This window comes from Citrobacter sp. Cpo126, assembly GCF_030332445.1.
Classification (GTDB): Bacteria; Pseudomonadota; Gammaproteobacteria; order Enterobacterales; family Enterobacteriaceae; genus Citrobacter; species Citrobacter portucalensis.
Map to the genome: position 1 here is coordinate 46,967 of NZ_JAOWHT010000027.1, position 20,912 is coordinate 67,878.

General features: G+C 50.5%; 18 protein-coding genes and 1 pseudogene. 13 read left to right on the forward strand and 6 right to left on the reverse strand.

What is annotated here, in order from left to right; genetic code table 11:
* Nucleotides 1-51: 51 nt before the first annotated feature.
* The 4 genes from ybgE to cydA are packed head-to-tail and all read right to left on the reverse strand — an operon-like array spanning nt 52 to nt 3,196.
* Nucleotides 52-345 (reverse strand): cyd operon protein YbgE, encoded by a 294-nt coding sequence (ybgE, locus tag OGY17_RS05250; RefSeq protein WP_003831434.1) that lies wholly within the window; start codon nt 343-345, stop codon nt 52-54.
* Nucleotides 345-458: a cytochrome bd-I oxidase subunit CydX gene (gene cydX / locus OGY17_RS05255; RefSeq protein ID WP_003022970.1), complete on the reverse strand. Its 114-nt coding sequence runs from the start codon at nt 456-458 to the stop codon at nt 345-347. The genes ybgE and cydX overlap by 1 nt, the downstream gene beginning before the upstream one ends.
* Before the next feature lie 14 nt (nt 459-472).
* On the reverse strand, nt 473-1,612 hold the full coding sequence (cydB, locus tag OGY17_RS05260; protein ID WP_003831431.1) for a cytochrome d ubiquinol oxidase subunit II: 1,140 nt from the start codon (nt 1,610-1,612) through the stop codon (nt 473-475).
* Nucleotides 1,613-1,627: 15 nt separating this feature from the next.
* A complete protein-coding gene (gene cydA, locus OGY17_RS05265; protein WP_008784156.1) occupies nt 1,628-3,196 on the reverse strand; it encodes a cytochrome ubiquinol oxidase subunit I in 1,569 nt (522 codons plus the stop codon).
* A 1,216-nt stretch (nt 3,197-4,412) separates the two neighbouring features.
* On the opposite strand from cydA, the gene glmS reads away from it, so the two are divergent.
* The 10 genes and pseudogenes from glmS (at nt 4,413) to cobO (ending at nt 15,589) form a co-directional block, all read left to right on the forward strand.
* Complete coding sequence (gene glmS / locus OGY17_RS05270; protein ID WP_003022963.1) at nt 4,413-4,862, forward strand: methylaspartate mutase subunit S; 450 nt, start codon at nt 4,413-4,415, stop codon at nt 4,860-4,862.
* On the forward strand, nt 4,862-6,250 hold the full coding sequence (glmL, locus tag OGY17_RS05275; RefSeq protein ID WP_003831429.1) for a methylaspartate mutase accessory protein GlmL: 1,389 nt from the start codon (nt 4,862-4,864) through the stop codon (nt 6,248-6,250). The genes glmS and glmL overlap by 1 nt, the downstream gene beginning before the upstream one ends.
* An 18-nt stretch (nt 6,251-6,268) precedes the next feature.
* Complete coding sequence (locus tag OGY17_RS05280; RefSeq protein ID WP_003831428.1) at nt 6,269-7,714, forward strand: methylaspartate mutase subunit E; 1,446 nt, start codon at nt 6,269-6,271, stop codon at nt 7,712-7,714.
* Nucleotides 7,714-8,955 (forward strand): methylaspartate ammonia-lyase, encoded by a 1,242-nt coding sequence (locus tag OGY17_RS05285; protein ID WP_008784155.1) that lies wholly within the window; start codon nt 7,714-7,716, stop codon nt 8,953-8,955. The genes OGY17_RS05280 and OGY17_RS05285 overlap by 1 nt, the downstream gene beginning before the upstream one ends.
* 3 nt (nt 8,956-8,958) lie before the next feature.
* The gene (locus tag OGY17_RS05290; RefSeq protein WP_286606560.1) at nt 8,959-10,329 is read left to right on the forward strand and encodes an acyclic terpene utilization AtuA family protein; all 1,371 of its coding nucleotides are present in this window, start codon (nt 8,959-8,961) and stop codon (nt 10,327-10,329) included.
* Nucleotides 10,326-10,643 carry a DUF4387 domain-containing protein gene (locus tag OGY17_RS05295; protein WP_003831425.1) on the forward strand — a complete coding sequence of 106 codons (318 nt, stop codon included), beginning with the start codon at nt 10,326-10,328 and terminating at the stop codon, nt 10,641-10,643. Before OGY17_RS05290 ends, OGY17_RS05295 begins: the two co-directional genes overlap by 4 nt.
* Before the next feature lie 169 nt (nt 10,644-10,812).
* Nucleotides 10,813-12,094, forward strand: a pseudogene (locus OGY17_RS05300) (dicarboxylate/amino acid:cation symporter); the annotation flags it as partial.
* A gap of 119 nt (nt 12,095-12,213) precedes the next feature.
* Nucleotides 12,214-13,215, forward strand: a complete 1,002-nt coding sequence (gene glsA, locus OGY17_RS05305) for a glutaminase A (protein WP_032942734.1) — start codon at nt 12,214-12,216, stop codon at nt 13,213-13,215.
* A 109-nt stretch (nt 13,216-13,324) separates the two neighbouring features.
* A complete protein-coding gene (locus tag OGY17_RS05310; RefSeq protein ID WP_270422899.1) occupies nt 13,325-14,977 on the forward strand; it encodes a class I fumarate hydratase in 1,653 nt (550 codons plus the stop codon).
* Between the two features lie 9 nt (nt 14,978-14,986).
* Nucleotides 14,987-15,589 carry a cob(I)yrinic acid a,c-diamide adenosyltransferase gene (gene cobO, locus OGY17_RS05315; protein ID WP_008784150.1) on the forward strand — a complete coding sequence of 201 codons (603 nt, stop codon included), beginning with the start codon at nt 14,987-14,989 and terminating at the stop codon, nt 15,587-15,589.
* Between the two features lie 82 nt (nt 15,590-15,671).
* Here cobO and OGY17_RS05320 read toward each other — a convergent pair whose 3' ends face one another.
* The gene (locus tag OGY17_RS05320; RefSeq protein ID WP_003022936.1) at nt 15,672-16,574 is read right to left on the reverse strand and encodes a LysR substrate-binding domain-containing protein; all 903 of its coding nucleotides are present in this window, start codon (nt 16,572-16,574) and stop codon (nt 15,672-15,674) included.
* Nucleotides 16,575-16,979: 405 nt separating this feature from the next.
* Here OGY17_RS05320 and cobA point away from each other — a divergent pair, with 405 nt between their 5' ends.
* Entirely contained in the window at nt 16,980-17,768 is a 789-nt protein-coding gene (gene cobA / locus OGY17_RS05325; RefSeq protein ID WP_003831416.1) for a uroporphyrinogen-III C-methyltransferase, read from the forward strand.
* Here the strand turns inward: cobA and OGY17_RS05330 are convergent.
* Nucleotides 17,747-18,640, reverse strand: a complete 894-nt coding sequence (locus tag OGY17_RS05330) for a PocR ligand-binding domain-containing protein (protein ID WP_060682561.1) — start codon at nt 18,638-18,640, stop codon at nt 17,747-17,749. The two genes, cobA and OGY17_RS05330, sit on opposite strands and share 22 nt — an antisense overlap.
* A 372-nt stretch (nt 18,641-19,012) precedes the next feature.
* On the opposite strand from OGY17_RS05330, the gene otnK reads away from it, so the two are divergent.
* Both otnK and otnC read left to right on the forward strand, forming a co-directional pair.
* Nucleotides 19,013-20,269, forward strand: coding sequence for a 3-oxo-tetronate kinase (gene otnK, locus OGY17_RS05335; protein WP_286606565.1), 1,257 nt, complete (start codon nt 19,013-19,015; stop codon nt 20,267-20,269).
* Nucleotides 20,266-20,910, forward strand: coding sequence for a 3-oxo-tetronate 4-phosphate decarboxylase (otnC, locus tag OGY17_RS05340; protein WP_008784146.1), 645 nt, complete (start codon nt 20,266-20,268; stop codon nt 20,908-20,910). The genes otnK and otnC overlap by 4 nt, the downstream gene beginning before the upstream one ends.
* Nucleotides 20,911-20,912: the final 2 nt, after the last annotated feature.

Here is a 20,912-nt window from a genome sequence, read left to right on the forward strand (position 1 = left end):
AAAAAATTATGGGCTTATGCAAGCCCATAAATATTTAAGGATGTTTCTTATTCAAAAGAAGAAGAAAATCAGACCAACAACGAGGACAATATCCGCGATCAGCGGGCAGAAGATGCCCTGCCAATGTACGGCGCGAGGACGGAAGCCAACGCCGTGAATAATGCCTGCGCAGACCGCCCACATCAGCAGGAAACCATGCCAGATTTCAAGCTCGCTGGTTTTGGCCGCGAAACGAGACGGATCCCAGAATATGCAGCCAGCCAACACGATTGCCAGCACAAATGAAAGCGCCCGCAAGGGGCGCTTGTCCATCGCGTTGTATACCATCGCGATAATGTTGGTCATTAGCTATCTTCTTGCCCGGCTTTGCCTGATTCAACGTGCTCAAGCGCCAGCGCTGTGATTATCCCAAATGCACAGGCAAGAAGCGTTCCCAAAATCCATGCGAAATACCACATTTTAAGCTCCTTACTTAGTACAGAGAGTGGGTGTTGCTTTCAATATCTTCTTTAGTGATGCGACCGAACATCTTCCAGTAACACCAGCTGGTGTACAGCAGAATGATCGGTACAAACACCGCCGCGACCCAGGTCATCAGATTCAATGTACGCTGGCTGGAGGTGGCATCCCACATGGTCAAACTTGCGTTCATCATGGTGCTGGATGGCATCACAAACGGGAACATTGCGATACCGGCAGTCAGGATGATGCAGGCTAACGTCAGTGAGGAGAAGACGAACGCCCATGCCCCTTTCTCCATACGAGAAGTCAGGATGGTCAACAGCGGCAGAACCACGCCCAGTGCAGGAACCAGCCACAGGATAGGTGCATTGTTAAAGTTCACCATCCATGCGCCAGCCACACGAGCCACTTCTTTGGTCAGCGGGTTAGAGGCAGCATGATGATCCAGTGCTGAGGTCACAACATAACCGTCAATACCATAAATCACCCACACACCGGCCAGCGCGAAGCAGACCAGAGTCACCAGCGCCGCAACCTGTGAAGTTGCACGAGCACGCAGATGCAGTTCACCTACCGTACGCATCTGCAGATAGGTCGCACCCTGGGTGATGATCATCCCAACGCTCACGACACCTGCCAGCAGACCAAACGGATTCAGCAACTGGAAGAAGTTACCGGTGTAGTACAAACGCATGTAGTCATCTACGTGGAACGGAACCCCTTGCAGCAGGTTACCGAACGCCACGCCAATCACCAGCGGTGGCACGAAACTACCAATGAAGATGCCCCAGTCCCACATGTTGCGCCAGCGCATATCTTCAATCTTAGAGCGGTAGTCAAAACCGACCGGACGGAAGAACAAGGACGCCAGAACCAGAATCATCGCCACATAGAAACCGGAGAACGCAGCGGCATAGACCATCGGCCAGGCAGCGAACAGTGCGCCACCCGCGGTGATGAGCCAAACCTGGTTACCGTCCCAGTGCGGGGCGATGGAGTTAATCATAATTCGACGCTCGGTATCATTACGACCGAGGAAACGGGTGAGCATGCCCACCCCCATGTCGAAGCCATCAGTGACTGCAAAACCAATCAGCAGAATGCCAACCAGCAGCCACCAGATAAAACGCAATACTTCATAATCGATCATTTGACGACTCCTGTCTTAGCGTGCCGGCTGAGAAGTCACAGTGGACTGCTCGTAGTGATAACGACCGGTTTTCAGGCTACTCGGCCCAAGGCGTGCGAACTTGAACATCAGATACAGTTCAGCCACCAGGAACAGGGTATACAGGCCGCAAATCAACAGCATCGAGAAGATGAGGTCGCCAGCAGTCAGCGAAGAGTTCGCTACGGCTGTTGGTAACACTTCACCAATCGCCCACGGTTGACGACCGTACTCTGCAACAAACCAACCGGATTCAATAGCAATCCACGGCAGAGGAATCGCATACAGCGCGGTGCGCAGCAGCCATTTTTTCTCACCGATACGGTTACGAAGCACGGTCCAGAAGGACACCGCGATAATTGCCAGCATCAAAATGCCGCATGCCACCATGATACGGAAAGCGAAGTACAGCGGCGCAACGCGAGGAATAGAATCTTTCGTTGCCTGCTGAATTTGAGCTTCGGTCGCGTCGGTAACTTTGTCCGTATAGCGTTTCAACAGCAGACCATAACCCAGGTCTTTCTTCATGCTGTTGAACTGGTCGCGAACGGCCTGGTCGGTAGTACCAGCACGCAGTTCTTCCAGCAGCTGATATGCTTTCATCCCGTTACGGATACGCTCTTCGTGTTGCACCATCAGGTCTTTCAGACCAATGACCGGTGTATCAACAGAGCGGGTGGCAATTATGCCCAGCGCATAAGGAATCTGAATCGCAAAATGGTTTTCCTGCGCATCCTGGTCCGGAATACCGAACAGCGTGAAGGAAGCCGGTGCAGGCTGAGTTTCCCATTCTGCTTCAATCGCAGCGAGTTTGGTTTTCTGCACGTCGCCCATTTCGTAACCAGATTCATCACCCAGAACGATAACAGACAGAATAGCAGCCATACCAAAGCTGGCAGCGATAGCAAAAGAACGTTTAGCAAACGCGAAGTCACGACCGCGCAGCATATAGTAGGAGCTGATACCCAGAACGAACATCGCGCCACATACATAACCAGATGCCACAGTGTGAACAAATTTCACCTGTGCTACCGGGTTGAGCACCAGTTCAGAGAAGCTCAGCATCTCCATACGCATGGTTTCGAAGTTGAAATCCGCTGCGATTGGGTTCTGCATCCAGCCGTTCGCAACCAGAATCCACAACGCGGACAGGTTAGAACCCAGAGCCACCAGCCAGGTGACACACATATGCTGGACTTTACCCAAACGGTCCCAGCCGAAGAAGAACAGACCTACAAAGGTGGATTCGAGGAAGAAGGCCATCAAACCTTCGATCGCCAGCGGCGCACCGAAAATATCCCCTACATAGTGGGAGTAGTAAGACCAGTTAGTCCCGAACTGGAACTCCATGGTCAGACCGGTAGCCACACCCAGAGCGAAGTTGATACCAAACAACTTGCCCCAGAACTTGGTCATATCTTTATAAATCTGTTTGCCGGAAAGGACGTAGACCGTTTCCATGATGGCCAACAAGAACGCCATACCGAGCGTCAGTGGCACAAACAGGAAGTGGTACATCGCGGTCAAGGCAAACTGTAAGCGCGACAGTTCGACTATATCTAACATCATGACTCCTTGCTCATCGCATGAAGACTCCGAGAGTGAACCCCGTTAGAAAGGGTCACACGCATGCCCCAATACAAATTTATCTGCTTCCTTCCGCCGCTACCCTTTCCTCTCATTTGAAGAAAGGACAATGATGAAAGGTTACAAACATGTTAATAAAACACTCAAATTGATCCCGCAATTATATTACGCCGTAAAATCCTTACAATAAACAGGTTTTTATCGAGACAAATTTGCATTTTTCGATAGTGATCAATTTATAGCTAATTTACCACTTTCAAACCAATTTGATCTGAAGCAATTTAACCTCTTTTGGTGCTGTTTTCCAAGTTTTAAACATTGATTTAAATCAATTTTCAAATTTAATGTTAATAGTGTTTAGCACTCACGCCACTAGTAAACGCGATGTTAACAACATGTTTTTCAATGAGTAATTACCGTTACTACAAATGATAGGATATTTATTTAAATGTACACGATCTTTTAACCAGCCCGGCTGACAAAATTGATAGCAGATAAAGAATCACTAATGCTGGGTAGCTCACAGTTTTTTGTTTAGCAAGTCATGGATTTGTTATTTCATACAAATTGTTCATTTAAATTTTACTTATAATTAACACCGAGATGTAACTATCTCAACTGGAAGCGAAAACGTTCCACAATGACCGATGCATTGCGTTTGTCGTTCTGCGAGAGAACGCTGACGTCTCGCTTAAATCATCACTGAAAGTTATCATTAACACCCCTCCTCTCTTATGTGGCAAAGATTAAATATGCCACAAACATTTCCTTATCATTTTTATCCTAAATTTAACAAAAATGAATTGTGACATATAAGATTAAAAAATAAAAAACCGTTATGTCGTTCACAAGTTAATTAGTAATTGGGATTTTTGAAATTATTTAAAACACGTCATAAATGGCGCGCATAACAAAATAAGATTTCGATCACAAACATGGCAAGTCATTTATTACCCAATTCCCTAATAAATTAAACAAAGCTAAGAAAAGATAACCCATCACATTGATTATTAACGGATTTTATAGATGGCAAATATAACAATCATTTTTCTCAGGATATTTTGAAAATAGATCAATTGCTTCCTTTTTCGCTTCCACAGAAACTCCAACCCTATTAAGAGGTTGTCACAATCCATGTTCTAAATATTAGAAAATAATTTCACTTATTGACCATCAGCCCTACAGAGGATTACCCATGAAGAAATCTACACTTGTTATTGGCGTCATCGGTGCTGACTGCCATGCAGTAGGTAATAAAGTTCTGGATCGCGTTTTTACTGCTCATGATTTTCACGTAATCAACCTCGGGGTGATGGTGAGCCAGGATGAATATATTGATGCTGCGATTGAAACAGGCGCCGATGCCATCGTGGTGTCCTCTATCTACGGTCATGGCGACATTGACTGCCTCGGACTACGTGAGCGCTGCATCGAACGCGGCCTTGGCGACATTCTGCTGTACGTCGGCGGCAACCTGGTCGTCGGTAAACATGACTTCGCCGACGTGGAAGTGAAGTTTAAAGAGATGGGCTTTAACCGGGTCTTCGCCCCCAGCCACGATCTGGAAGATGTTTGCGCGCTTATCACTAATGATATTCACCAACACAATGGCCTCGAACAGCGTTGCCTGGAAGAGGCCATCTGATGCAAACAGTTTCTGTCGATATCGGCTCGACATGGACCAAGGCAGCCCTCTTCGCACATGAAGGCGAGGAATTAACCCTGGTAAACCATGTCCTGACCCCAACCACCACACATCATCTGGCAGACGGTTTTTTTGCCAGCCTGAATCAGGTGCTGAATGTTGCCGATGCTCGCCCGTTACTGAAAAGTGGTGAAGTGCAGTTGAAATACTCCTCCTCAGCGAAAGGTGGGCTCGCCGTTGCAGCAATGGGGCTGGTGCCTTCCATTACGCTGGAGTCGGCAAAAGTTACCGCCCATTCGGCAGGAGCGAAAATCGCGCAATATTATTCGTACAAGCTGAACCGTCATGACATCCAGGAGCTGGAATCATCACCGCCAGACATTCTGTTGTTTACCGGCGGGACAGACGGTGGCGAAGAAAGTTACGGCCTGGCGAATGCGCACGCGCTGGCAGGCTCAAAGCTTGATTGCGCCATTATCTACGCCGGAAACCGGGACATTCAGGACGAAATACAAACGATTCTGGGACATAAGGATCTGACCACGGTAGACAACATTCTGCCGGACCTCGATCACCCGAATCCGTTTGCCGCGCGCCAGGCGATTTGCGATGTGTTCTTGTCACGCATCGTCAAAGGCAAAGGTCTGGACGTTATCGTCGGCGAAACAGGCGAAGAGCCTATGCCGACGCCATGGACGGTATATGAGTTAGTCAAAGCCATTAGCGATTACGACAGCGCATGGAAGGAATTCATGCTGATTGATATGGGCGGAGCCACCACGGATGTCTATTCGGCCAGCGCGAATACCCTCTCCCCCGATACCGTCCTGCATGGTGTTCCTGAACCGTTCGTCAAACGTACCGTTGAAGGCGACCTTGGAATGCGCGTTTCCGCCGTTGTGGTGGGAGAAAGCACGCAGGATATGGTGAAAGTCATCTTCGCCCAACAGCCACAGCGCGAGGAAGCGTTTTACCGCTATCTACGCCACCTGGTTGGGCAACCGGATTACCTGCCACTCAGCGAGGAAGAGAAATATTTCGACACCCTGCTGGCAGGTTTATGCGTGGGCTATGCCGCTGAGCGCCACGCGGGCACTAAAAAGCAGGTTTGCACCTGCGTGGGTAATGTGGATTTACAGATGGGTCGCGATCTCACCACCGTACGCAAAGTCGTCGGTTCAGGGGGATGGCTCTCTCGCGCCAGCCAGTTCGATATCCATAACTGGCTCAAATACAGGGAGCTGGACGACCAGGGTAAAAGAATTCTGTTACCGAATCAGTTTGAGTATTACCGCGATTCAAATGGCCTGCTCCCTCTACTGGCAAACGTCGCCAGGCTGTACCCGCAAGCCGCTGCTCGCACCAGCATTCAGTGTTTAACCCTATAAAACTTAAGGCAGCTACGAATGGAACTTCGAAATAAAAAATTGACCCACGACGAATTCATGACCGAAAGGCATCAGGTGTTACAAACCTGGGAAACCGGCAAAGACGTTGAGAACTTCGAAGATGGCGTGAAGTACCAGCAATCAATTCCAGAGAAAAAGCGTTTCTCCCTCGCCCTGCTGAAGGCCGATCAGGAAGGTAAAACTCTGAGCCAGCCGCGCGCAGGTGTGGCATTAATGGATGAGCATATTGCGCTGCTCAAAACATTGCAGGAAGAGTGCGACCTCCTGCCAAGTACTATCGATGCCTATACCCGTCTGAACCGCTATGAAGAAGCCGCTGTCGGGATCCAAAAATCCATCGAAGCAGGTACTTCCAAGCTGAATGGTTTACCGGTCGTCAATCACGGGGTTGCTGCCTGCCGTCGTATGACTGAATCGCTGGATAAACCGATCCAGGTTCGCCACGGTACACCGGATGCGCGTCTGCTGGCAGAAATCGCCATGGCCAGTGGCTTTACCAGCTACGAAGGCGGCGGTATCTCCTACAACATCCCTTACGCCAAACGCGTCACCCTGGAAAAATCCATCCGCGACTGGCAGTACTGCGACCGTCTGATGGGTCTGTACGAAGAGAACGGCATTCGCATCAACCGTGAACCGTTTGGTCCGCTGACCGGCACGCTAATCCCGCCGTTCATGTCCCACTCAGTCGCGATTATCGAAGGTCTGCTGGCGCTGGAGCAGGGCGTGAAGTCTATTACCGTCGGTTACGGCCAGGTCGGTAGCCTGACACAGGATATCGCTGCTATTCAGGCACTGCGTGAACTGTCCCACGAATACTTCCATAACCATGGCTTCGACGATTACGAGCTGAGCACCGTTTTCCACCAGTGGATGGGCGGATTCCCGGAAGATGAAGCAAAAGCCTTCTCCGTTATCGCCTGGGGCGCAGCGGTTGCCGGTATGTCTGGTGCCACAAAAGTCATTACCAAAAGTCCGCACGAAGCATTCGGTATCCCAACCGCGGCAGCTAACGCCCAGGGTCTGAAAGCGTCACGCCAGATGCTCAACATGGTCAGCGATCAGAAATTCCCGCAGTGCGCTGCCGTGGAGCAGGAAGTTGACCTGATTAAGAGCGAAGTCCGCGCGGTATTGAAGAAAGTCTTCGAACTGGGCAATGGCGACATTGCGCGCGGTACGGTGCTGGCCTTTGAAGCTGGCGTGCTGGATGTGCCTTTCGCTCCTGCCGCCTGTAACGCCGGTAAGATCCTGCCTGTTCGCGATAACACAGGCGCAATCCGTATTCTTGAAGCCGGTGCCGTGCCGCTGCCGAAAGATATTCTCGCCCTGCACCACGACTACGTTGCAGAGCGCGCACATTTCGAAGGTCGCAAGCCTTCTTTCCAGATGGTCATTGATGACATCAACGCCGTATCCCACAGTAAATTAATAGGAAGACCATAATGAAAATTAAACAGGCCCTTTTCACAGCTGGCTACTCCTCATTTTATTTTGACGATCAGCAGGCCATCAAAAACGGCGCCGGTCATGACGGGTTTATCTATACCGGCGATCCGGTAACGCCAGGATTTACGTCTGTTCGTCAGGCGGGTGAATGTGTTTCCGTACAGCTGATTCTGGAAAACGGCGCGGTAGCTGTGGGCGATTGCGCAGCGGTGCAATATTCAGGTGCAGGCGGTCGTGACCCACTGTTCCTGGCTGAAAACTTCATTCCGTTCCTCAACGACCACATCAAGCCGTTACTGGAAGGTCGTGACGTTGATTCGTTCCTGACCAACGCCCGTTTCTTTGACGAACTGCGTATTGACGGCCATCTGCTGCATACCGCCGTACGTTATGGTCTGTCTCAGGCGCTGCTCGACGCGGCGGCACTGGCTACCGGTCGTCTGAAAGCCGAAGTGGTTTGTGATGAATGGCAGCTGCCATGCGTCCCGGAAGCCATTCCGTTATTTGGTCAGAGCGGCGACGACCGTTATATCGCCGTCGACAAGATGATCCTCAAAGGTGTGGATGTCCTACCGCATGCGCTGATCAATAACGTAGAAGAGAAGCTGGGCTTTAAAGGTGAAAAACTGCGTGAGTACGTCCGCTGGTTGTCTAACCGCATCCTGAGCCTGCGCACCAACGAAAGCTATCACCCGACGCTGCACATTGATGTCTACGGCACCATCGGTCTGATCTTCGATATGGATCCAGTGCGTTGCGCCGAATACATCGCCAGCCTGGAAGCCGAAGCGCAAGGCCTGCCGCTGTACATTGAAGGCCCGGTTGATGCCGGTAACAAGCCGGATCAGATCCGCATGTTAACCGAGATCACTCAGGAGCTGACTCGTCTGGGTTCCGGCGTGAAAATCGTTGCGGATGAATGGTGTAACACCTATCAGGACATCGTGGACTTCACCGACGCGGGCAGCTGCCACATGGTGCAGATTAAAACCCCGGACCTGGGCGGTATTCACAACATCGTTGATGCAGTGCTGTATTGCAACAAACACGGAATGGAAGCCTATCAGGGCGGTACCTGTAACGAAACGGAAATCAGTGCTCGTACCTGCGTACACGTCGCGCTGGCCGCGCGTCCAATGCGCATGCTGATCAAACCGGGTATGGGTTTCGATGAAGGTCTCAACATCGTGTTTAACGAAATGAACCGCACCATCGCGCTGTTGCAAACTAAGGATTAAGAGATGGCACGCACATTTAAGATCTTATCGCCTACGGCTATCCTGGGTTATGGCTTCCCGGAAGAAAGTTTTCGTAAAGCCATGGAAGAGTCACCGGATCTTATTGCTGTTGACGCAGGTTCCTCCGATCCTGGCCCCCACTACCTGGGGGCAGGTAAACCCTTTACTGACAGGGCCGGTGTGAAACGCGATCTGCGCTATATGATTGTGGCAGGCGTTAAGAACAACATCCCTGTCGTGATCGGCACAGCCGGTGGTTCTGGTGCAGCTCCGCATCTGGAGTGGTGTCGCCAGATAATCCATGAGATCGCGCAGGAAGAAAAACTGTCTTTCTCAATGGCGTTGATTCCGTCTGATGTCGACAAAGAAATCGTTCATCAGGCGCTGGATAACGGCAAAATCACCGCGCTCGATTTTGTGCCTGAACTGACTCACGAGGCCATTGAAGAGAGCACCTACATTGTCGCGCAGATGGGCGTCGAGCCTTTCCAGCGTGCGCTGAAAGCCGGTGCGCAGGTGGTCCTGGGCGGACGTGCCTACGATCCGGCCTGCTTCGCCGCGCTGCCGATTATGCAGGGCTTTGATGAAGGTCTGGCGCTTCATTGCGGTAAGATCCTTGAGTGTGCAGCCATTGCCGCCACCCCTGGTTCCGGCTCAGATTGTGCGATGGGAATCATTGACGATAACGGCTTTACGCTGAAGGCGTTCAATCCCAAGCGTAAGTTCACCGAGACTTCCGCCGCAGCGCACACTCTGTACGAGAAGTCAGATCCGTACTTCCTGCCAGGGCCAGGCGGTGTGCTGAACCTGAAGGCATGCACTTTCACCCAGGTTAACGAGGGTGAAGTGTATGTCAGCGGTTCACGCCATGAAGAAACACCGTATGCGTTGAAACTGGAAGGTGCACGCCAGGTTGGCTTCCGTTGCCTGACCATCGCCGGAACACGTGACCCTATTATGATTGCCGGGATTGACACGATTCTTGAAGAGGTACAGGCAAGCGTTGCACGTAACCTCTCACTGAATGACGACAGTATCAGCATGACGTTCCACCTTTACGGTAAGAACGGTGTGATGGGCAACCATGAGCCGATGAAAACTGCGGGCCATGAACTGGGAATTCTACTGGATGTCGTTGCGCCAACGCAGGATATCGCCAACAGCGTTTGCTCGCTGGTGCGCTCTACCCTGCTGCACTACGGCTATGAAAATCGCATTGCGACTGCGGGCAACCTCGCCTTCCCGTTCTCGCCATCTGATATTCAGAGTGGACCGGTGTATGAGTTCTCGATCTATCACCTGATTGAAGCGAGCGATGCGCTGCGTTTTGATTTCCACATTGAACAGGTGACGCCAGAAGGAGTTCAGGCATGAAACACTCAATTTGTTCACTGGCGCAAGTAATTCGTTCCAAAAACGCCGGACCGTACGAACTGGTTTTAGATATTTTATTTAAAACAAGGGAAGACTATCAGCGGGTAAAAGCCTGCGAGCAATTAACGCCGCAGCTTATTGCCGGTTTATATAATGTTGAGCCTGAATTTATTCACAATATCGTCTGGTTCGATCCAGCGAATGCCGTAAAAATCGTCATGCCACGAGATATTATTTCCGGCAACGTCGGTGACAATGATGTTTATGGTGCGCAGCAACACGCTCCATTATTAAGTATTGAGTTCGACTTGTAACAAAAAAACACAATAACAACCATTGGAGCACAGAATTCAGCTGTATCACAGTGCTTCGAATTATTCATGCGGTTGGTCACAACAGGCGTGCGTCTGAGCTGCTGTCCAGGTTCAGGCACACGCCACCCTACACAATTCCAATTACCAGCCTTTATCCGATGGAGTACACATGAAGAAAATTAGTTTAACGAAGATGATCATATTAGGCCTGATACTCGGCATGATTGCCGGGGTGGCCATAAATAATATGGCCGCGGCTGAAACAGCAAAATCTTATGCAGCAGACATTTCCATTTTCACCACCATATTCTTACGTATGGTGAAAATGATTATCGCTCCATTGGTTATTTCAACTCTGGTTGTAGGTATTGCCAAAATGGGCGATGCCAAAACGCTGGGACGTATATTTTCGAAAACCTTCTTCCTGTTTATTTGCGCCTCTCTGGTGTCAATTGCACTGGGTCTGGTTATCGTTAATATCTTCCAGCCAGGCGCAGGTATCAACTTTGTGCCACATGACGTCGGAGCCGTTGCCGCCGTTAAGTCAGAGCCATTCACGCTGAAAGTATTCATCTCACACGCGGTACCGACCAGTATTGTCGATGCGATGGCGCGTAACGAAATTCTGCAGATCGTCGTGTTCTCAATCTTCCTCGGTTGCAGCCTCGCTGCGATTGGTGAAAAAGCCGATCCTATCGTGAAAGTGCTGGATTCACTGGTGCACGTCATGCTGAAGCTGACGGGTTACGTCATGCTGTTTGCACCATTGACCGTTTTTGCCGCTATTTCAGGTCTGATTGCCGAACGTGGTCTGGGTGTGATGGTTAGCGCCGGGATCTTCATGGGTGAGTTCTACCTGACGCTGGGTATGCTGTGGGCGATCCTGATTGGCCTGTCTACGATGATCGTCGGGCCTTGCATCGCGCGTTTAACGAAATCAATCCTCGAACCCGCTCTGCTGGCCTTTACCACTTCAAGCTCTGAAGCCGCCTTCCCGGGTACGCTGGACAAGCTGGAAAAATTCGGTGTTTCGTCAAAAATTGCCAGCTTCGTTCTGCCTATCGGTTATTCCTTTAACCTGGTCGGTTCCATGGCTTATTGCTCATTTGCCACCGTCTTTATTGCCCAGGCGTGCAACATCGAACTGAGCATGGGCGAGCAAATCACCATGCTGTTAATCCTGATGCTGACCTCAAAAGGAATGGCAGGCGTACCGCGCGCATCAATGGTGGTTATCGCTGCAACCCTGAACCAGTTCAACATTCCAGAAGCAGGTCTGATTCTGCTGATGGGTGTCGATCCGTTCCTCGATATGGGTCGTTCCGCCACGAACGTTATGAGTAACGCAATGGGAGCAGCCATTGTCAGCCGTTGGGAAGGTGAACACTTCGGCCAGGGTTGCCGTGGCTCTGCACCAGTGAAGTCCCCGGAGCAGGAACGTCCGGTTACCGAAACGGAAATCGCTTTGTCCTGACAATAGAACAACAACTAATCGTAGGCCGGATGGCGTCGTGAACGCCCTATCCGGCCTACAGGATAGTTTTCCCAACAACACCAACAGGAATGCATAATGAATAAAACAATTCTCGGCGTGAGTCTCTTTTCTTTCAGCGTCTTGTTTAGCGCAACCACATTCGCGCAAACCACGCCCGACTACGCCAAGCTGATAGAACAGGCTCATCAGAAGTACAAAAGTAACAACGATGGAAAAGTCGCCGACTACATCCCTGCTCTGGCGACCTATAGCCCGAAAAATTTTGCCATCACCATTGCGACGGTGGACGGCAAGATCTACCAGGTTGGCGATGTTAACAAACCTTTCCCAATGGAATCCCTGAGTAAAGTGTTCACCATGGCGCTTGCCATGGAGCAGCACGGTCCTCAGGTAGTGCTGGATAAACTTGGCGCCAATGCCACCGGAATGCCATTCAACTCAGGTTTAGCCGTTGAACTGACCAAAGGCGCGCCTGAAAACCCTCTGGTAAACGCCGGGGCCATGAGCACCGTTAGCCTGATCGAAGCCAAAGACAAAACCGATCGTTGGAACAAAATCCTCGACAACCTGAACGTCTGGGCCGATGCCACTCTCACCGTGAACGAACCGGTTTTCAAATCTGAAATGGAAACCAACCAGCACAATCAGGCGCTGGCCAAACTGATGGAATCCTATAACAGCTTCTATGGCAACACTGACGAAGCCGTTGAAATTTATACCCGCCAGTGCTCGGTGGATATCACCGTTGAGCAACTGGCCAAAATGGGTGCTGTACTCGCGAACAAAGGCAAATCTCCGTTCAACGGTAAACAGTTGCTGAATGAGAAATATGTTCCGCAGGTGCTGGCAGAAATGGCAATTGCCGGGCTTTACGACGGTAGCGGTAAATGGCTGTACACCGTTGGCATCCCGGCGAAAAGCGGCGTCGGCGGCGGCATGGTTGCCGTTGTCCCAGGCGAATATGCGATTGCGGTCTATTCTCCGCCGCTTGATGAAGCCGGAAACAGCGTTCGTGCCCAGAAAACTATCGAATATGTCGCCGAAGCGACAAAAGCCAATGTCTTTTTAGCCAAATAACTTTACGCCGGATGGCGCTTCGCTTATCCGACCTACACCAATGCGTTAATCGTAGGCCGGATAAGCGAAGCGCCATTCGGTAAACAACACGAAGAGGTGAGAAGTAAACATGTCTAAACCATTTGTCTGGCAGGAACTCTTTGTTCAGAGTAAGGATAGTACCGAGTATGAATTACTTAGTAACCAGCACGTTACGGTAACGGAGTTAGACGGAGAGGAAGTGATCAAGGTTGCACCGGAAGCGTTAACCTTGTTAGCACAGCAGGCGTTTTATGAGGCTTCATTTTTCCTGCGCGCCGGACATTTAAAACAAATTGCCAGCATTCTGCACGACCCTCAGGCCAGCAGTAACGATAAGTACGTCGCATTGCAGCTGCTGCGCAATGCAGAGGTTTCAGCTAAAGGCGTACTGCCCAACTGCCAGGATACCGGGACGGCAACCATTGTGGCCAGCAAAGGACAACATGTCTGGACCGGCGGCGATGACGCAGAAGCATTAAGCAAAGGCGTGTATTCCACCTTTACCGAAAACAACCTGCGTTACTCGCAAAATGCCCCGCTGGATATGTATACCGAGGCCAATACCCAGACCAACCTGCCCGCACAAATCGATATTAGCGCCACCCCAGGTAACGAATACCGTTTCCTGTTCGTCAATAAAGGTGGTGGCTCAGCTAACAAAGCGGCGCTGTACCAGGAAACCAAATCCATTCTACAGCCGGAAAAACTCACTGCGTTCCTGATCGAAAAAATGAAATCACTGGGTACAGCCGCTTGTCCGCCGTATCACATCGCTTTTGTGGTTGGGGGCTTATCCGCCGACCAGGCGCTGAAAGTCGCCAAACTGGCTTCAACCAAATATTACGATAATCTACCCACCAGCGGGAACGAGCTGGGCCAGGCGTTCCGTGATACGGCGCTGGAAGCCGAGTTGCTCAATGCCAGCCGCGAGTTTGGCATCGGGGCGCAGTTTGGCGGCAAATACTTTGCCCACGATATCCGCGTAATTCGCTTACCGCGCCACGGCGGCTCTTGCCCAATCGCGATGGCCCTCTCCTGCTCTGCCGACCGTAACATTAAGGCCAAAATTAATAAACACGGAATCTGGCTGGAGAAACTCGAGCATAATCCGGGCAAATTCATTCCTGATTCACAGCGAGTAGAAAACGGCGCTCAGACCGTACAACTGGATCTGAACCGTCCGCTGCGTGACATCCTGCATGACCTTTCCGCTCTGCCCATTGGTACACGCCTGTCGTTAAGCGGCCCGATTGTTGTCGCTCGCGATATCGCCCACGCGAACATCAAAGCGCGACTGGATAACGGCGAACCGATGCCGGAATACATGAAAAAGCATATCGTTTACTACGCGGGTCCCGCCAAAACCCCGGAAAATCAGGCCTGTGGCTCGATGGGGCCCACCACCGGCGGGCGCATGGATGGGTATGTCGATGCTTTCCAGGCACAAGGCGGCAGCCTCATTATGCTCACCAAGGGTAACCGCAGCCAGCAGGTCACTGATGCCTGTCAGAAACACGGTGGATTTAGCCTCGGCAGCATTGGCGGTGCAGCAGCCCTGTTGGCGCAGCAGTACGTGAAAAGCCTGCAGTGCCTTGAATATCCCGAACTGGGAATGGAAGCTGTATGGATGATGGAAGTTAAAAATATGCCGGCCTTCGTATTAGTGGATGACAAAGGCAATAACTTCTTTAGCCAGTTCGAGCAGCAGCATCGCTGCGCAACTTGTCCGGCAGGGCATTAAGGAGTTTCCATGGAAGCGCGCGCCAATAACGACAGACACCGTCAGCGTCAGCAGAAGCTGAAAGAGCAGGTTGATACCCGCGTAGCGGCGGCAACGGAGAAGAAAGGGATCCTGATTGTCTTCACCGGCAACGGAAAAGGAAAATCCACCGCAGCCTTTGGCACGGCAACGCGCGCAGTGGGTCACGGAAAAACCGTTGGCATCGCGCAGTTTATTAAGGGCCAGTGGGATAATGGCGAGTACAACACGCTGCACCCCCTCGGCGTCGAGTTCCATATTATGGGTACCGGATTTACCTGGGAAACCCAAAATCGGCAAGCAGATATCGAGGCGGCAACGGTTGTCTGGCAGGAAAGTAAGCGCATGCTGGCTGATGCGCATTACGATCTAGTGGTGCTGGATGAACTCACCTACATGCTTGCTTACCACTATCTGGATACGCAAGAGGTTATCAGCGCCATCGAAAATCGTCCTGCCGGTCAGAGCGTTATCGTCACAGGACGCGGATGCCATACGCTGTTACTGGAACTGGCCGATACGGTCAGTGAAATTCGCCCGGTCAAACACGCGTTTGACCGCGGTATTCAGGCACAGGTTGGGATCGACTGGTAGCCGTTCTTTTGCCGGATAACGATGCTAACGCGTCTTATCCGGCCTACCCATCGTTGTAGGCCTGATAAGGCGCAAGCCACCTTCAGGCAGCCGATACCACGGACTTACTGAGCAACCAGTTACGGAAAATCTGTAAATGCTCGGATTCCGATTTCTCTTCACGCCACGTCATAATAAATCGATTCCCGGTACGCATTGGAACATCGCAAGGAATGACCATATCACCGCTGTCCAGATCGTGCTGAATGGCAAAACGTGGGAGCAGCGCAACGCCCAGATTAGAGCGGACCGCCGCGATCAGCATCGATAACAAATCAAATCTCGGACCTTTATTCACCAGCGGACTGCTGACATCTGACAGCGCAAACCACTCCTGCCACCCTTTGATGCGCGTGCTTTGATGCAAGAGCGGAAATTCGTTTAGTAATTCGTTCACCGCCAGTTTTCGTTCCGGTTCGGCCAGCAAACAGCGACTGCAAACCGGCAGAATTTCCTCTTCAAACAGGTACTCAACCCCTGACCATGGCGAATAAAAGTCTTCGCGCATGATTGCCGCGTCATACTCTCGATTGAGAAAATCACCAATATTCGCCAGGGAATGAATGTTCACGATAATATCAGGATTAAGTTTGTTAAATTCACGCAGGTTTGGGATCAGCCAGTGCGTGCTGAACGTCGGATTCACCGCCAGCTCAATAACCTGTACCGTCGGCTGCCAGGTCATTATCGTCGTCGTATCTCGTTCAAGTTTATTTAACGTTTCTTTAACGATACTTAAATAGTGTTTGCCGGCCGCATTTAAGAAAATGCGTTTTTTGGCATGATTAAATAGCGCGGTATTGAGAAAATCCTCCAGTGCATTTACCTGGCGGAAAACAGCACTTTGTGTCAAAGCCAGCTCTTCAGCTGCCCGGGTATAACTTTCGTGACGCGCAACAACTTCAAAAGTTACCAGCAACTCCGTCTTGGGTATTTTTCCTCTCATAACCTCTTCCATATGCAGCGTACAAAAATAGTTTAATTTATAAAAAATAATTCAAGCTACCCAGATAAGCACCGAGAGTTATATTTTATTTCATCCATTAATGTCATTGATCCAATCCATGATTTACTCACACTGATGGCGGATAAATATTAACCAATAATACTCAAGAGCAGCAATAAACACAATTTAAATAAGGTTAAACCTAAGCAAATGGTGCCAATAAGTTCTTAATAATTTTTCAAGTCATCTTGTTTATTGCAGAAAAAACTTTGCGAGATTAATCAATATTATCAGTGCGATAATTTTGGATAATTTCACGTTATAACTTACGGGCAAACGACTGCTTTTTATCATTCCTTGATGTGGTTTCTGCCTTTTTTTGAACGATGTGATAAAGGACACAATGTGAAAACTTTCGGAAAGGTCTGGCTCGTTGGGGCAGGTCCCGGTGATATTTCATTACTTACCCTCAAAGCAATGATGTGCATTAAACAGGCTGATGTCATTATTTACGATCGGCTGGTCAATCCTAAAATTTTGGAATGGGCATTACCTGATTGTCTGCTTATCAATGTCGGCAAAAACCCGGGTTTCCATTGTGTACCGCAGGATGAAATCAATGCACTGCTTGTCCAGTATGCCCAAACGCACAATAATATTGTGCGTCTGAAAGGCGGCGATCCGTATGTTTTTGGACGTGGGGCTGAAGAAGTTGAAGATCTCGTCGAGACGGGCATCCCGTTTGAAGTGGTGCCGGGTATTAGCTCAACCATTGGTGGCCTGACCTATGCCGGGATTCCGGTAACACACCGCGATTTCGCCTCGGGATTTCACGTGGTAACCGGTCATACGCGGGAGGGCAACCAACAGCAGGACTGGCGTCAGCTGGCCAAACTGAATGGTACGCTGGTTATCGTCATGGGTATCGCCAATCTGGCGTTTATCTGTGAGGAATTATTGATGGGTGGAAAATCAGCAGATACGCCTGCAGCGCTAATTATGTCCGCCACCCGCGATAACCAACGCCGACTGACCTGTACGCTCGGTTCACTACTGAGCAAGGCGCAGGAAGCTAACATCCTCCCCCCTGCGCTGATAGTGATTGGTGATGTGGTAACCCTGAGCGATCGGCTCTCTTTTATCCCTGAAGCCATCACGCTGCCGGAAAACCTTTACTGTGACAGTCTGGCATGACGAAAAGACTGGGGCGACGTTTGATGCGCCGCCCGGAAAACACGGCAAAAGTAACTGGTTTGTGCGTATTGGAGTTTCCGGGCAATGCTGTCTATTGAATGAACGGGATCGTGCAATAACTCCCCCGCTTTTTGCATTTTTTTCTGATTCACCCAGGTTTTAAAGTTAACGCCCTGCCGTTTCTTAAAAAAACGGCTGAAATAGTTTGCGCTTAAGCAAACGTGAGCTGCTACGGATTCCAGGGATAATTCACTATATAAATTCTCATCAATATAACGCAACGCTGCCAGAAGCTTTTTCTCGTGTCGGGAAGGCTCTGTAAAATAATGACGCATGTAACTGGTCGGCGGGATAACAAACTCATCAGGTTGTTGCTGTTCTGTCTCAAAATTATCAACAATATAATTTAATAAATTAGCTGATGCCACCAGTGTATTATTATCGACTACCGCCACCTGACTCCATTCAGCTTTTATTTTTGGTTCATCCATCCATGAGCATTCATTATCAATAACGATAGTTTTATATTCCTGATATTTTGCCCGCACCTGCCCACAGAGCATAAAACCGTACAGATGCCCCTCGCGAATTAATGGCATAGAAAACAGACTTAGCCCTGCATGGCAGCTGAGTATTCTGGGTTTAAGGTGTTTTAATCCTTCAAAAGCACAATATTTGTCACACTTTTGGCAACTCGTACAATAGCGTTCATCCGCCCGCATTAATGTGCAGAACGAATTAAAGTTATGGCAATCCGAGAGAGTTTTTCCGTTAACATCAACCACAACCGTGGCTAATCCAGTCGCACTGGAGAATACTTTTGCTATCGAGAAAAAACGTTGTAGATAATCATCCTGGATTTTCAACGACACGGCATCCTCCGGCATTAATGAAATTAAAGCCGGTAATATGCAGAATTTAATCAAGAGAAAGAATGATGCTCACCGCAAAAAATAATCTCATTTATGCAGATGATTATGATCAATTGGCAAGAGAGTTAAAGCGACCTCGATAATACTCCACTGCATGCTACTGACTTCGCTTTCTCAAAGATTAACGAATCTTCACACTCTCTTGTGAGGCTCTTTTCGTAACACCAAACATCTTTATCCATTATTTTCAATAGATTACTCGTTTTTACTGTGAATCAATGATGTGCTTATTTGTGATAATCATCATGTGAATGTGAAAGGCCCTCCTGAATAATATGTTCAATTAGCAAACAATCTGAACGGAGTTGATCCATGGCCGTCACCACAGGCGTTATCGCCGACGATTTCACCGGCGCAACGGACATTGCAAGCTTTATGGCGCAGCAGGGGTGGCGCGTTGCGCTACTGCCCGGAATGCCTGATACCACTCAATGCTGGAATGAGGAGGTTGACGCTATCGTCATCTCGCTGAAAAGCCGCTCATTACCCGCAGAACAGGCCATCGCACAATCTCTGTCCTGTGCCCGCTGGCTGAAACAAAAGGCAGGTGTCCGCCAGATCTATTTTAAATATTGTTCGACGTTCGACTCCACGCCAACAGGCAACATTGGACCGGTCAGCGATGCGTTGATGAACGAGCTGCATACACCCGTGATCGTCCACTGCCCCGCCCTGCCGCAAAACGGGCGCACGGTGGTGCATGGTCATCTTTTTGTAAACGGCGTACTGCTTAACGAATCCGGGATGGAAAAGCATCCGCTTAATCCTATGACCGATGCCAGCCTGCCGCGCCTGCTGAGCGCGCAAACGCCAGGTAAGGTTGGTTGCATTAACCTCACGATACTGCGTGAAGGTGTGGAAGCGGTCACTAACGCTCTGGCCCAACTTCAGGCTGAAGGTACGCGTCACGTTATCGTCGATACGCTGGATGAAGCAAATCTCAACACGCTGGCGCAGGCACTCCATGCCAGCCCTCTGTTAGCCGGGGGCTCCGGGCTCGGTGGCGCACTGGCCGCCTGCACCGGAACTCAGCAAACCATGCCGCCGGACGCTTTTCCACTACCTGCTAAAACGGTGGTGTTCTCCGGTAGCTGTTCTGCAATGAGTAATCGTCAGGTCAATCGCTATAAGGCCGCAGCAGCCTCTCGTGTACTCGACGTGGCCCGCTGCCTGTCTGATACAGAACGCTACACTGATGAACTATGTGCCTGGGCGATGACGCATATCAACGACCCATTCGCGCCGATGATATACGCCACCCAGCCGCCAGACGTACTCCAACGCATTCAACAAGAGTACGGCGAACAGACTGCCAGCCAGGCGATCGAACACGCTTTTTCCCGACTGAGCGCAAAGCTACAAGTTGCAGGTGTAAACACCTTTATCGTCGCAGGCGGAGAAACATCCGGCACGGTGGTAGAGGCACTGCAGGTGAAGCGTCTGTCCGTTGGCAAAGCCATTGCGCCTGGCGTGCCGTGGGTATTTTCCTCCGGTCTGGCGCTGGCGCTGAAGTCAGGCAACTTTGGTGACGAAGATTTCTTTTTTACAGCCCAGGAGTACGCATTATGAATCCGGTGAGTGAACACCAACTGCGCGAACTACTCGTCCACTATGGCCGTTCCTTGTTTATGCGTGGTTACAGCAGCGGCGGCTCCGGCAACCTCAGCGTCAAATTGCCGGATGGCGGCTATCTGGTGACCCCGACCAACTCCTGCCTGGGTGAGCTTGATCCTGCCACGCTAAGTAGGCTGGATGCCAACGGCGTGCATCTTAGCGGCGACAAACCGTCAAAAGAGGTACCCATGCATCTGGCGTGGTATCGGCATCGGCCATCCTGCGGCGCGGTTGTGCACCTGCATTCTCCATGGCTGACCGCGCTCTCCTGTCTGCCTTGCTCCACACCAGAAAACTGTCTACCGCCACTAACGCCATACTATGTGATGCGCGTCGGACAGCTACCGCTGCTGCCTTATTTCAAGCCCGGCCATGAAGGCATTGCCAGCGCACTGAGTGAAATCGCGGCAGATCATACGGCTGCGTTGCTGGCCAATCACGGGCCGGTAGTAAGCGGTCGCTCGCTGCGTGAGGCGGTGTTTAACGCCGAGGAACTGGAAGACAGCGCCCGCATCTGGCTGACATTAAAACCGCTCGGCTATGTTCCGCTCTCAGAAGAGGCGGTGGCCGAACTTGAACATTCCCGGCAAGCGTGAGG